Source organism: Achromobacter agilis, from assembly GCF_900496965.1.
Taxonomy (GTDB): domain Bacteria; phylum Pseudomonadota; class Gammaproteobacteria; order Burkholderiales; family Burkholderiaceae_B; genus Achromobacter; species Achromobacter agilis.
Genome location: NZ_UFQB01000012.1, coordinates 64,671 through 77,266, shown reverse-complemented (window position 1 = coordinate 77,266; position 12,596 = coordinate 64,671). Strand labels below are relative to the sequence as shown.

The 12,596-nt window shown below is 69.3% G+C and carries 10 protein-coding genes; 2 read left to right on the top strand and 8 right to left on the bottom strand.

Annotated elements, in window-relative coordinates:
• Positions 1–15: 15 nt before the first annotated feature.
• Positions 16–1,527: an MFS transporter gene (locus AGI3411_RS15600; RefSeq protein WP_129528280.1), complete on the bottom strand. Its 1,512-nt coding sequence runs from the start codon at positions 1,525–1,527 to the stop codon at positions 16–18.
• Positions 1,528–1,673: 146 nt separating this feature from the next.
• Between AGI3411_RS15600 and AGI3411_RS15595 the strand changes: the two genes are divergently transcribed.
• Positions 1,674–2,555: a LysR family transcriptional regulator gene (locus AGI3411_RS15595; RefSeq protein ID WP_129528279.1), complete on the top strand. Its 882-nt coding sequence runs from the start codon at positions 1,674–1,676 to the stop codon at positions 2,553–2,555.
• Between the two features lies 1 nt (position 2,556).
• On the opposite strand, the gene AGI3411_RS15590 is transcribed toward AGI3411_RS15595, so the two are convergent.
• The 7 genes from AGI3411_RS15590 to AGI3411_RS15560 form a co-directional block, all read right to left on the bottom strand.
• A complete protein-coding gene (locus tag AGI3411_RS15590; protein ID WP_129528278.1) occupies positions 2,557–3,243 on the bottom strand; it encodes a GntR family transcriptional regulator in 687 nt (228 codons plus the stop codon).
• A 243-nt stretch (positions 3,244–3,486) separates the two neighbouring features.
• The gene (locus AGI3411_RS15585; RefSeq protein ID WP_129528277.1) at positions 3,487–4,473 is read right to left on the bottom strand and encodes a tripartite tricarboxylate transporter substrate binding protein; all 987 of its coding nucleotides are present in this window, start codon (positions 4,471–4,473) and stop codon (positions 3,487–3,489) included.
• Between the two features lie 34 nt (positions 4,474–4,507).
• Positions 4,508–5,740, bottom strand: a complete 1,233-nt coding sequence (locus tag AGI3411_RS15580) for a CaiB/BaiF CoA transferase family protein (RefSeq protein WP_129528276.1) — start codon at positions 5,738–5,740, stop codon at positions 4,508–4,510.
• Between the two features lie 4 nt (positions 5,741–5,744).
• On the bottom strand, positions 5,745–6,881 hold the full coding sequence (locus tag AGI3411_RS15575; RefSeq protein WP_129528275.1) for an acyl-CoA dehydrogenase family protein: 1,137 nt from the start codon (positions 6,879–6,881) through the stop codon (positions 5,745–5,747).
• A gap of 12 nt (positions 6,882–6,893) precedes the next feature.
• Complete coding sequence (locus AGI3411_RS15570) at positions 6,894–8,090, bottom strand: acyl-CoA dehydrogenase family protein (protein WP_129528274.1); 1,197 nt, start codon at positions 8,088–8,090, stop codon at positions 6,894–6,896.
• Between the two features lie 14 nt (positions 8,091–8,104).
• On the bottom strand, positions 8,105–9,286 hold the full coding sequence (locus AGI3411_RS15565) for an acetyl-CoA C-acyltransferase (RefSeq protein WP_129528273.1): 1,182 nt from the start codon (positions 9,284–9,286) through the stop codon (positions 8,105–8,107).
• 26 nt (positions 9,287–9,312) lie between these two features.
• Positions 9,313–11,436, bottom strand: a complete 2,124-nt coding sequence (locus tag AGI3411_RS15560) for a 3-hydroxyacyl-CoA dehydrogenase NAD-binding domain-containing protein (RefSeq protein ID WP_129528272.1) — start codon at positions 11,434–11,436, stop codon at positions 9,313–9,315.
• A 208-nt stretch (positions 11,437–11,644) separates the two neighbouring features.
• Between AGI3411_RS15560 and AGI3411_RS15555 the strand changes: the two genes are divergently transcribed.
• Positions 11,645–12,574 carry a LysR family transcriptional regulator gene (locus tag AGI3411_RS15555; protein ID WP_129528271.1) on the top strand — a complete coding sequence of 310 codons (930 nt, stop codon included), beginning with the start codon at positions 11,645–11,647 and terminating at the stop codon, positions 12,572–12,574.
• Positions 12,575–12,596 lie beyond the last annotated feature (22 nt).

Genomic DNA, 12,596 nt, shown 5'->3' with positions numbered 1-12,596 from the left:
CGGGACGGCGCGGCGTTACGTGCGCATCCGCCAGCGGTTGAACAGCACGAACGCCGCGGTAGCCAGGAGCAGCGCCGTGGCCGTGGCGAGAACGGCCGCATACCCGGCGTCGAACGCCGTCCGGGCCAGGCGCGCCAGCGCCGCGCCCAGGTCCGCCGGCACGTCGTTGGCGATGAGAAGCGCCTGGTCCAGGCTGTCGCGCGCGGCGGCGGATCCGGACAGGCCGTCGGGCACCGCCAGCGAGCGTGCGTACACGCCCGACAGGATGGAGCCCATCAGCGTGACGCCCAGCGCGCCGCCCAGTTCATAGGACACTTCTTCGATCGAGGCCGCCATCCCGGCGCGCTCCGGCGTGGCGCTTTGCATGATGGTGCTGGAGGCGGCCGTCATGGTGGCGCCGATGCCCACGCCCAGCACGCACAGGCTGGCCATTTGCGGCAGGACCGTGGCGTCGTAGCTCAGGAGGTAGCCGGCCATGCCGATGCCCGAGACCAGCAACGACAGGAACAGCATGCGGGCGCTCTCGACGCGCCCCAGCAGCCAGCCCGCCAGCGGGCCGGCAACGAAGGCGGCCAGCGACAGCGGCAGGATGAAGAGCGCGGCCTCCAGGGGCGACTTGCCCATGACCAGCTGCAGCCGCTGGCTGAACACCAGTTCCATGCCCAGCAGGGCGGCCGCGGCGAACAGCGCCGACGCCACGGCCGAGCTGAAGGCGCGGTTGCGGAAGATGGCGAAGTCGATCAGCGGATAGGGCCGCCCACGCTGCCGGCGCGCGAAGACGGCGAGCATCGACGCGCCCGCGGCGCAGGCCAGGCCGGCATGCAGCCACGACGGCGCGGGCTTGCCCAGTTCCTTCAGCGCGTAGGCGCAGAGGATCAGGCCCGCCATCACCTGCAGGGAGCCGATCAGGTCCCAGGGGCGCGAGGCGTCCGGGCGGCTGGCCGGGATGAAACGCCACGCAAGCGGCAGGGCGGTCAGCACGATGGGCACGTTGATGAGGAACACCGATCCCCACCAGAAATGCTCCAGCAGCACGCCGCCCACGACGGGCCCGACGGCCGCCCCGCCCGAGGCGACCGACGCCCACACACCGATGGCGACCGCGCGTTCGCGTTCGTCGGCGAAGGTCAGGCGCAGGATGGACAGGGTGGCGGGCATCATCATGGCGGCGCCCACCGCCAGCAGCGTGCGCGCCGCGATCAGCGCGGCCGCGCCGGGCGAGTAGGCGGCGGCCAGCGACGCGACGCCGAACACCGCCAGGCCCGCCATGAAGAGGCGCTTGTGGCCCAGGCGGTCGCCCAGCGTGCCCATGCCCAGCAGCAGGCCCGAGACGACCAGCGCATAGATATTCACGATCCACAGCTTGGCCGACGCTGTGACGTTCAATTCGTGCGTCAGGCGGGGCAAGGCGGTGTACAGGACGGTCATGTCGACCACGATCAACAACAAGGCGCTGGACACGATGGCCAGCACCAGCCAGCGGCCGGGGGCGGCCGTGGCGACAGCGTTCGGTTCAGTCCGCTGCATGGTTCTGCTCCTAAATGGCTGGAACGCGCCGCGCGGGGCGGGCGACGGGTAGTCCGCCGGTTCCAGGGGCGCTATTATCTATCTTGTAATTTGCTTGAAAAAGTTTGATTCCATCTATTAAATAGATGGATCATGTGAGGTTCCCGATGCAATGGACACTGGACCAGCTCCGCCAATTCGTCGCCGCGGCGCAGGCGGGATCATTCTCGGCGGCGGCGCGGCGCCTGGGCCGGGCGCAATCCGCGGTCAGTACGTCGGTGGGGCTGCTGGAAGCCGACCTGGGCGTGGAGCTGTTCGACCGTTCGCGCCGCAACGCCACGCTGACCCCGGCGGGCGAGGTGATGCTGCAGGAAGCGCAGGAGCTGCTGCGGCAGGCCGGCGGACTGGAGCAGCGCGCCTTGTCGTTCGCCGGCGGGCAGGATGCGCGGCTGTCCATCGCCCTGGATGAAGCGTTGCCGCATCTGGTGCTGGGCGCGCTGTTCAAGGAGCTGGCCGTGCGTTTTCCGGCGCTGGAACTGACGCAGCTGAACGGCACCGCGACCGAAGTCGCCGACTACGTGGAGCAGGGCCGCGCCAGCGTGGCCTTCAACTTCGATCGGGGCGATCCGGGCCCTGCCTTCGCGCACCGCTACCTGGGTAATGTGGCGCAGGGGATTTTCGTGGCCTGGGAGCATCCGCTGGCGGCGCTGTCCGAGGTCGGACGCAGCGACCTGGCCCGCCACCGGCAACTGGTCATGCAGATGGATGGGGTGGACGAGCTGGTGCTGAGCCCCACGGTGTGGCGGGCCGACAGCTGCTACAGCATCGCGGCGATGGCGGCCGACGGCGTGGGCTGGGCCATCCTGCCGCTGAACATCGCCGAATACGAAGGCAACCGCAATGCGCTGGCCCGCGTGCCGTGCGAGGACTTGTCGCTGCCGATGCTGCCGGTGCGCACCCTGTGGCTGCAGGGCGCCAGGCTGAGCGAAACGGAACGCTGGATCCAGCAGCGCATGGGGCAGCTGCTGCGGGCCGGGGCGGGGGGCTGAGCTAGCGCAGCAGCGCGCTGACCAGGTCGCTGTCGGTGCGGCGGCCTTCCGTGAAGTCCAGCGAGGTCTGGACGTGTTCCAGATGCGCGTCCATCAGGGCGCAGGCGCGGTCGGCGTCGCCGGCGCGGGCGGCCTCGATGAAGGCGTGGTGTTCCTGGGAGGAACAGCTGGCGTCGTGCGAGGTCTGGTACAGCATGGTGATCACGGCGCTGCGCGCGGACAGTTCCCGCAGCATGCCGGTCAGCACGGAATTGCCGACGACCTCGGCCAGCAGGATGTGGAAATGGCCGAGCAGCTGGTTGCGCGCCTGCACGTCGGCGCCTTCCAGCGCGCGGCGCTCCGCGGCCAGGTGGGCGTCGATGCGGCGATAGTCGGCCGCCTTGGCGCGCGCGATGAACTCGCGAGCCAGGGCGGCCTCCAGGATGCGGCGCACGGCGTAGACTTCGCGGGCCTCGCTGGCGTCCGGCTTGCTGACGAAGGCGCCCTTGTCGGGGACGATCTGGATCAGCTTGTCCTTGGACAGCATGAGCAGGGCGGCGCGGACCTTGGTCCGGCTGACCTTATAGACACGCCCCAGCGCTTCTTCGCGCAGCCGGGTGCCGGGAGGAAGCTTGTGCGCCACGATGGCGGCGGCCACTTCCCTGGCGATGTCGTCGGCGCTGAGGTCTGTCTGGACGTCCTGGGGCATTGGGTTGGCGGCAGGGGGTGCCGGCGATGAGCGTTGGGCAGCCAGTCTAGCAAATGTGGCCCCCACGCCGCACATGCTGCGCATGCTTGCTGCCCCCCGAGGGGGCTCTTTTTCCTTGGGGCGGCCCTGCGGAAAAAGGTGGCCCCCACGCTGCGCATGCTGCGCATGCTTGCTGCCCCGCGAGGGGGCTCTTTTTCCTTGGGGCGGTCCGGCGGAAAAGGGGTGCCCCCACGCCGCACCGGATCAGTTCTTCGCCATGAGCCCCAGGTATTCGATCAGCGTTTTTTCCTTCACGAAGGTGGCCTGGGCCCAGGCTTTGTAGTCTTCGCTGTTGCGGTAGGCGGGTTCCTGGTTGAGCTGCTTCATGACTTCCATGCTGGCGGGGTCGAACAGCGCGCGCTTGAAGGCGTCGTGCAGCGTCTTGACCACGGCCGGGTCCATGCCCTTGGGGCCGGCCAGGCCGTAGGGCGAGGTGGATACGACCTTGTAGCCCAGCTCCTGCGCGGTGGGCACGTCGGGCCACCGGGTCGTGCGCTTTTCGCCGAAGGTCACCAGCAGGCGCATCTTGCCGGCGTCCACGAACTGGTCCCAGCCGGTGGCGTCGCTCTGCGCCATGACGTGGCCGCCCAGCAGCGCCTGCTGCATGTCGGCGTTGCCCTTGAACGGCACGTGGTTCAGCTTGACCTTGGCGTTGATGGCGACTTCCTCGATCAGCAGGTGCGGCGACGAGCCCACGCCGGTGGAGCCGTAGTCGATGGTGCCCGGCGCCTTGCGCGCCGCCTCGATGTATTCGTTGAAGGTCTTGTACGGCGAGTCCGCGCGCACGGTGAAGCCGAAGGTGTAGCCGGACAGCCCCAGGATGAACGTGAAGTCGTTGATGGGATCCCAGCTGCTTTTCTGCATGTAGGGCATGCGCAGCATCGCCAGCGTGTACAGGCTGATCGTGTAGCCGTCGGGCTTGGCGGTCTTGGCCATGGTGGCCGGGCCCAGCGTGCCGCCGGCGCCCGGCCGGTTTTCGACGATGACAGGCTGGCCCAGGTACTTGGAGGCATCCTGCGCCACGATGCGCAGGTGGCGGTCGGTGGAGCCGCCCGCCGGGAAGGGCACGATCAGCGTGATGGGCTTGGTGGGAAAGGCATTCTGCGCGCCGGCCTGCAGAGGCAGCGCGGCGGACAGCGCCGCGGTCAGCGCCAGCGCGAGGCAGGCGCGGCGGTCGATGGATCGTTGCATGTGGTTTGTCTCCTGGGATCCCGGGTTGGTGGGTTTAGAGCAATGTCAGGACGCCTTGCGCCTGCAATGCCTCGAGTTGTGTATCGGTCATCTGCAGCAGGCCCCGCAGCACGTCGCGCGTGCCTTCGCCCAGCGTGGGCGGGGCATGGCGGACCGGCAGGCGCTGGCCGTCCAGGCGGTAGGGCGGCGCATAGACGTGCGTGCTGCCTGCCACGGGATGCGGCATTTCCTGCACCAGCCCGCTCTGGCGGGTGCGCTGGCTGGTCAGGGCTTCGTGCAGGCCCAGCACCTTGCCGCAGGGGATGCCGCAGTCGGCCAGGCGCTGCAGCAGCAGGTCGCGGGGGAATTCGCGGATCAGCCCGATCATCATGGGCAGCAGGTCCAGGCGGTTCTTCGCGCGCTCGACGTTGGTGGCATAGCGGGGGTCTTCGACGATGTCCGGGCGCATCAGCACCTGGCGGCAGAACTTGTCGAACTGGACGTTGGTGCCCACCGAGATGATCAGCGGGCCGTCGGCGGCCTCGAACATGCCGTAGGGCACGATGGACGGATGGGCATTGCCGTAGCGCCGGGGATCATGGCCCAGCAACAGGGCGTCCAGGCCGTAATAGCTCGTGACCATGATGCCGCAGTCGTACAGCGCCATTTCGATCAGGCGGCCGCGGCCGGTGCGTTCGCGCCGGAACAGAGCCGCCAGCACCGCCTGCGCGGCATACATGCCGGTCATCATGTCCACCGCCGCGACGCCGAACTTCAGCGGCTGCTGCTGCGGTTCGCCGTTGATCGCCATGAGGCCGGCTTCGCCCTGGATGACCAGGTCGTAGCCGGGCCGCGCCGCTTCGGGGCCGGCGCTGTTGTAGCCGCTTATGGCGCAATAGACCAGGTCCGGCTTCAAGGCCTTGAGCTGCTGATAGCCCAGGCCCAGCTTCTCGGCGCCGCCGCTCTTGAAATTGTGGATCACCACGTCGAACTGCGGCAGCAGGCGGTAGACGATCTCCACGCCTTCCCGGGACTGGAGGTCCAGGGTGATGGACCGCTTGTTGCGGTTCATGCTGTTGTAGTAGGTGGTTTCGGTCTTGCCGATGCGCATGCCCCAGTCGCGGGTGTCGTCGCCGCGCACGGGGTGTTCGACCTTGACGACTTCGGCGCCGAAGTCGGCCAGCACCTGGCCGCACAACGGGCCGGCGAACACGCGGGAAAGGTCCAGGACGCGCACTCCCTCCAGGGGAAGGTCCAGGGCGTCGGGGGGCGGAATGCCGGCAGCCATGGCGTTACTCCTGTGGGGCCAGAGCGATGAAACGGGCCAGGTGGTGATCCTCGTCGCCCAGTTGATGGTCGATCATGACCAGGCGCTTGGCATAGTGGGCCAGGGGCAGTTCCCAGGTCATGCCGATCCCGCCATGCAGCTGGATGCATTCTTCGGCCACCAGCGTGCCCACGCGGCCGATGGTGTGCTTGGCGGCCGATAGCGCGCGTTCGCGCGTGGCGCGGTCGGCATGGCCGAGCTGCGCGGCGGCGGTGATGACGGCAGAGCGCGCCTGCTCGATCTCCAGGAGCACATCGGCCATGCGGTGCTGCAAGGCCTGGAAGCGGCCGATCGGCACGCCGAACTGCTTGCGCGTCTGCAGGTATTCCAGGGTGGCGTCGCGGGCGGCGTCCATGGCGCCGACGGCCTCGGCGCACAGCGCCAGCAGGCCTTTGCCGACGCTGCGTTCCAGCACGGCATGGCCTGCGCCGGGGCGGCCCAGCAGGGCCTCGGCGCCGACCCTCGCGCCGGACAGCGCCAGGTCGCCGGCGCGGCCGCCGTCGATCAAGGGATAGCCCTGCACCTGCAGGCCCGGGGTGCCGGCGGGCACCAGGAACAGTGAAATGCCTTCGGGGTCGGCGTCGTCGCCCTCCGTGCGCGCCGACACGACGAACAGCCCGGCATGTTCGGCCTGCGCCACCACGGCCTTGAAGCCGTCCAGCCGCCAGCCGTCGCCGTCGGGCCGCGCGCGTGTTTCGACCCGCGCCAGCTCGTCGCCGGCCTGGGGTTCGGCATGGGCCAGCGAAACGATGGCGGCGCCGGCCAGCAGGTCGGCCAGCACGGCCTTCTGCGCCGGCGTGCCGGCTGCGGCGATCGCGTCGCCCGCGATCAGCGCATCGAGAAAGGGCTCGACGACCAGCGCCCGGCCCAGGGCCTCGAATACGACGGCGATATCGAAGCCCGATCCTCCCAGCCCGCCGTCCGCTTCGCCGAACAGCGCGGCAATGGCGCCGAGTTCGGCATAGCGTTGCCAGAACTCCGCGCTGTAGCCTTCCGGCGAACGCGCGATGCGGTCGCGCACCGCGAAGCCGTACTGCTCGGCCCCGAAGCGTTTCAACATGTCCGACAGCATGCGCCGGTCTTCGGTATGGTCGAAATTCATGGGGGTGTTTCCTTACAGTCCCAGGATCATCTTCGAGATGATGTTCTTCTGGATTTCGTTCGAGCCGCCGAAGATCGACAGCTTGCGGTTATTGAAGTACTGAGCGGCGGCGCTGTCGGCGCCTTCCGGGCCGATGCGCGGGCCGGCGTAGCCGTCTTCCAGCGCTTGCGCCACATAAGGCCGCGCGTAGATGCCCATGGCGCGGCGGTTCAGTGCCGAGATCTCCTGGCGGATCTGGGTGCCGCGGATCTTCAGCATCGAGCTCTCGGCGCCGGGCGCGCCGCCGTGAGCGGCGGCCGCCAGCACCCGCAGATTGGTGACGCGCATGTTGTCGAGCTCGATCTCGACGCGCGCCAGCCTTGCCGCGAACGCCGGGTCCTGCGCCAGCGGCTTGCCGTTTTTGCGCTGGCGCGCCGCCACGGCCTTGAGCTGCTGGAGCGCGGCGGTCGACAGGCCCACGCCGGCGATATTGGTGCGCTCGTAGGTCAGCAGGTACTTGGCGCAGGACCAGCCGCGGTTCTCTTCGCCCACCAGGTTGGCCGCGGGCACGCGCACATCGGAGAAGAACACCTCGTTGACCTCGTGCTCGCCGTCCAGGGTAATGATGGGGCGCACTTCGATGCCCGGCGTGTCCATGTCGATGAGCAGGAAGCTGATGCCCTCCTGGGGCTTGCCCTCGCTGCGGGTGCGCACCAGGCAGAAGATCATATTGGCGTGCTGGCCCAGCGTGGTCCAGGTCTTCTGGCCGTTGACGATGTAGTCGTCGCCGTCGCGCACCGCGGCGGTCTTGAGCGAAGCCAGGTCCGAACCCGCGCCGGGCTCGGAATAGCCCTGGCACCACCAGTCGGAACCGTCCAGGATGCGCGGCAGCCAATAGCGCTTCTGCGCTTCGTTGCCATACTTGATCAGGACCGGGCCCAGCATGCTCAGTCCGAACGGCACGATGCGCGGCGCATGGGCCAGGGCGCATTCGTTCTCGAAAATAAACTTCTGGACCGCCGTCCAGCCCGTGCCGCCGTATTCCGCCGGCCAGTGGCTCGCGAGCCAGCCGCGCGCGTTCAGGATGGCGTGCCACGCTTCCATGTCGGCCTTGGCGAGATGCCGGTGCTCGCGCACTTTGCGTGCCAGGGCCTCGGGCAGTTCGGCGGCCAGGAAGGCGCGCACCTCGGCGCGGAACGCCTCTTCTTCGGGAGTGAAATTCAGATCCATGGATGCTCTCGTACTCAATAGATTTCAAACAGTCCGGCCGCGCCCATGCCGCCGCCCACGCACATCGTCACGACGGCGTAGCGGGCGCCGCGGCGGCGGCCTTCGATCAGCACGTGGCCGGCCAGGCGGGCGCCGGTGACGCCGAACGGATGGCCGAGCGCGATCGCCCCGCCGTCCACGTTCAGGCGGTCCATCGGGATGCCCAGCTTTTCCTGGCAGTACAGGGCCTGCGACGCAAAGGCTTCGTTGAGTTCCCAGAGGTCGATGTCCTGCACGCTCAGGCCGTGCCGGGCCAGCAGTTTGGGAACGGCGTAGACCGGCCCGATACCCATCTCGTCGGGCTCGCAGCCGGCCACGGCCAGGCCGCGGAACGCGCCCAGCGGCGCGATGCCGGCGCGTTGCGCTTCAGTGGCTTCCATCAGCACGCAGGCCGCGGCGCCGTCGGACAGCTGCGAGGCGTTGCCCGCCGTGACGAACTGGCCGGGGCCTCGCACCGGCGCCAGCGCGGCCAGGGCGTCGTAGGTCGTGCCGGGGCGGTTGCAGGTGTCCTGGTCCACCGTCACCTCGCGTTCGCTCACGGCGCCGGTCGCCCGGTCGGTGACGGACATGGTGGTGGTGACGGCGATGAGCTCTTCGCGGTAGCGGCCGGCGGCCTGCGCGGCCTCGGTGCGCGCCTGGCTTTGCGCCGCGTAACGGTCCTGGGCCTCGCGGCTGATGCCGTAGCGGGCGGCGACGATGTCGGCGGTTTCGATCATGGGCAGATACAGCTCGGGCTTATTGGCCACGATCCACGGATCCATGCCGCTGACGCCGTCGTCGCGGGTGCGGATCTGCGATACGCATTCCACGCCGCCCGCGATCATCGCGGGCGCGCCGTCCATGACGATGCGGCTGGCGGCGGTGGCGATGGCCTGCAATCCCGACGCGCAGTAGCGGTTGACGGTCGCGCCGCCCACGCTCAGCGGCAGGCCGGCGCGGACCACGGCCTGGCGGCCGATATTGCGGCCGGTGGCGCCCTCGGGGTAGCCGCAGCCGATGATGGCGTCCTCGATCAGCGCCGGATCCACGCCGGCGCGTTCGACCGCGGCGCGCACGGCGTGCGCGGCCAGCGTCGGGCCGGCGATCAGGTTGAATTCGCCGCGCCCGGCCTTGGTGATGGGCGTGCGGGCGGTAGAGACGATAACGGCTTCGCGCATGAAGTGACCTGTGGAGGTTGGGAGAATCAGGCAGCCCGGTTCAGGCTGGTGAAATCGCGGCCGGCGCCGGCCAGCTCGACGAGCAGCGGCGAAGGCGTCCAGAACGCCGGGTCTTCCTTCGCGTACTCGCGCAGATCGGCCAGAATGGCCGGCAGGCCCACGCTGTCCGCGTAGTGCAGCGGCCCGCCGCGGTAGCGCGGAAAGCCATAGCCGGACAGCGCCACCACGTCGATGTCGGACGGGCGCAGCGCGATGCCCTGGCGCAGCACGTTGGCCGCTTCGTTGATCATGGCGGCGAGATAGCGGCGCTGGATCTCCTCTTGCGTGTAAGGGCGCGGCCGTACCCCCGCGCGCAGGCGCTCGGCGTCGATGATCGCGAGCACGTCGGGATCCTGCTGGCCCTGGCGCGCGCCGTCGGGGTAGAGGTAATAGCCGCGGCCGGTCTTCTGGCCGAACCAGCCGCGTTCGCACAGGCGGTCGGCGATCTGCACGTAGCGCAGCGCAGGGTCGCGGGTGGGAGCGCGGCGCTTGCGCGTCGCCCAGCCGATGTCGCCGCCCGCGAGGTCCATCATCTGGTAGGGGCCCATCGGGTAGCCGAAGGCGCGCACCGCGGCGTCGATGTCGTACGGCGAGGCGCCGTCTTCCATCATCATGTCCGCGGCCTGCCGGTACGCGGCCAGGATGCGGTTGCCGATGAAGCCGTCGCACACGCCTGCGCGCACCGGGATCTTGCGCAGCTTGCGCGCGAATTCGAAGCCGGTGGCGGCGGTGTCCGGCGCGGTCTGCCGGCCCACCACGACTTCCAGCAGTTTCATGACGTTGGCGGGCGAGAAGAAGTGCAGGCCCAGCACGTCGGCGGGGCCGCGCGTGGCGGCCGCGATGCGGTCCACGTCCAGGTACGAGGTGTTGGTGGCCAGCACCGCGCCCGGCTTGGCCACGCGGTCGAGCTGCGCGAAGACGGCGAGCTTGGCGTCCATGTCTTCGAAGATGGCTTCGATGATCAGGTCGGCGTCGGCCAGCGCGTCGTAGTGGGTCGAGCCCGTGAATCGCGCCAGGCGCGCGGCGCGCTCGTCCGCGCGCATGCGTCCTTTATCGACGAGCAGGTCATACACGTGCGCAACGCGGGCGCGGCCGCGTTCCAGGGCGGCGTCGTCCTGTTCCACCATCACCACGGGCAGCCCGGCATCCAGCACCGCCACGGCGATGCCGGCGCCCATGGTGCCGCCGCCGACGATGCCGACACGTTCCACGCCGCGCGGCCGGGCCTGCTTCAGTTCGGGGATCTTGGCGGTTTCGCGCTCCGCGAAGAAGGCGTGCACCAGCCCCGCCCGTTGCGGGCTGTCCAGGCATTGGAGGAACAGCGCGCGTTCGACACCCAGGCCTTCGTCGAAGGGCAGTTCGATGGCGGCGCGCACGGCCTCGACAATCCTGGCGGGCGAAAACAGGCCGCGGCTCGTCCGCGCCACGCGGTCGGCGGCGGCATCCGTCGCGGCCAGGGCGGCCGGCTTGTCCGCCAGCGCGGCGGTTGCGTCGCGGGTGCGGCGCGGACCACCGCGCAGGGCCAGCAACTGGCGGGCGTAGGCCAGGCCGGCATCGAGCGCATCGCTTTCGCTGGCCAGGCTGTCTACCAGCCCGGCGTCGAGGGCTTCCTCGGCGCTCAGGTGCTTGCCCGACAGCATCAGGTCCAGGGCGGCCTGCGCGCCCATGAGGCGCGGCGCGCGCTGCGTGCCGCCCGCGCCCGGCAACAGGCCCAGCGTCACCTCGGGCAGCCCCAGCCTGGCGCCCGGCAGCGCGACGCGGTAATGCGCGGCCAGCGCCACTTCCAGCCCGCCGCCCAGCGCGGCGCCGTGCAGCACGGCCACCACGGGCTTGGCGCTGGCTTCGATTTGGTTGCAGAGGTTGGGCAGGATGGGCGGTTGCGGCGGTTTGCCGAATTCGCGGATGTCGGCGCCGGCGATGAAGTTCCTCCCGGCGCCGGTCAGCACGATGGCGCGCACTTGCGGGTCCGCCTGGGCGTCGCGGACGGCCGCAGCCAGGTCGGCGCGCACGGCGGCGCTCAGCGCATTGACCGGCGGATGGTCGATGGTGATGACAAGTACGTCTTCATAGCGGCGCGCGAGGGCGGCGCCGGTGCTTGCGCTGTCTGTCATGGACAGTGTCTCCGTCAGGGTTCGCCGCGCGCGCGCCCCGGGGACCGGGGCGGCAACGGCGGCGCCTGGCGGGCCAGGGCGGCCCGCCTTTTCTTATGGCTTTATTCTTTCTCAGTAAATATGTCTTGACAATGGCATCTATAATTGACACTACGGATAAAAAATTTTGACAATCGCTCGCAACGGCGCCTGATGGGGGAGACACGGCATGGACACCAAATCGCTGACCTTGCTGGTGGAGATCCTGGATGCCGGCAACCTGAGCGAGGCCGCGCGCCGCCTGAAAATGACGCGCGCCAACGTCAGCTACCACCTGAGCCAGCTGGAACGCTCCGTTGGAATGCAGCTGGTGCGGCGCACGACGCGGCGCGTCGAACCCACTGAAATCGGACTGAAGCTGTACCGCCATGGCCGCAGCATCCAGGACGAACTCGCCGCCGCCCGCGAGTCGGTCGAAACGCTGGGAAAGACGCCGCAGGGCAAGGTCCGCCTGAGCGTGCCCAGCGGCTACGGCCAGTTCGTGATGACGCCCTGGCTGCTGGAATTCAAGCAGGCCTATCCGGACATCGTGCTGGACGTGCTGTTCGAGAACAGCGTCGACGACCTGCTGCGAGACGAGGTGGATATCGCGGTGCGCATCATGTCCGAGCCCCCGCAGAACCTGGTGGCGCGCGAGCTGGGCCAGGTCCGCTACGTGGCTTGCGCGTCCCAGGCCTACGCCGCCGCCCGGGGCCTGCCCCAGCGTCCGGAAGACCTGGCGGGCCGTCCGATCATCAGCGCCGCGGTCATCGGCCGTCCGCTGCGCCTGTCCGCGTATTACGGCGGCCAGCCCCGGCAGCACGTGGTGCTGGAACCCACCGTGATTTCGCGCAACTATGCCTTCCTGCGTGACGCGATCCGCGCCGGATTGGGCGTGGGCATCGTGCCGGACTACGTCGTCCACGAGGATCTTGCCCGCGGCGACTTGCAGGCCGCGCTGACGCAATGGCGGCTCAGCATCTTCGGGCGCGGCATGTACATGCTGTACATGCCGAACCGGCATCATCCGCGGGCGATTTCGATGATCATCGAATTCATCCTGGAGCGCGCCCAGGCCCGCCACGAAGGCAGGCCGGGGCTCCTGGAGGCGGCAGGCTAGGCGCCTTTCCTGACTGGGCGTT

Excerpts from the sequence above, each read along its gene's own strand:
- AGI3411_RS15595 (WP_129528279.1), top strand. The coding sequence starts at position 1,674 with ATGCAATGGACACTGGACCAGCTCCGCCAATTCGTCGCCGCGGCGCAG.
- AGI3411_RS15600 (WP_129528280.1), bottom strand. The coding sequence starts at position 1,527 with ATGCAGCGGACTGAACCGAACGCTGTCGCCACGGCCGCCCCCGGCCGC.
- AGI3411_RS15575 (WP_129528275.1), bottom strand. The coding sequence starts at position 6,881 with ATGAATTTCGACCATACCGAAGACCGGCGCATGCTGTCGGACATGTTG.
- AGI3411_RS15565 (WP_129528273.1), bottom strand. The coding sequence starts at position 9,286 with ATGCGCGAAGCCGTTATCGTCTCTACCGCCCGCACGCCCATCACCAAG.
- AGI3411_RS15570 (WP_129528274.1), bottom strand. The coding sequence starts at position 8,090 with ATGGATCTGAATTTCACTCCCGAAGAAGAGGCGTTCCGCGCCGAGGTG.
- AGI3411_RS15555 (WP_129528271.1), top strand. The coding sequence starts at position 11,645 with ATGGACACCAAATCGCTGACCTTGCTGGTGGAGATCCTGGATGCCGGC.
- AGI3411_RS15585 (WP_129528277.1), bottom strand. The coding sequence starts at position 4,473 with ATGCAACGATCCATCGACCGCCGCGCCTGCCTCGCGCTGGCGCTGACC.
- AGI3411_RS15590 (WP_129528278.1), bottom strand. The coding sequence starts at position 3,243 with ATGCCCCAGGACGTCCAGACAGACCTCAGCGCCGACGACATCGCCAGG.
- AGI3411_RS15580 (WP_129528276.1), bottom strand. The coding sequence starts at position 5,740 with ATGGCTGCCGGCATTCCGCCCCCCGACGCCCTGGACCTTCCCCTGGAG.
- AGI3411_RS15560 (WP_129528272.1), bottom strand. The coding sequence starts at position 11,436 with ATGACAGACAGCGCAAGCACCGGCGCCGCCCTCGCGCGCCGCTATGAA.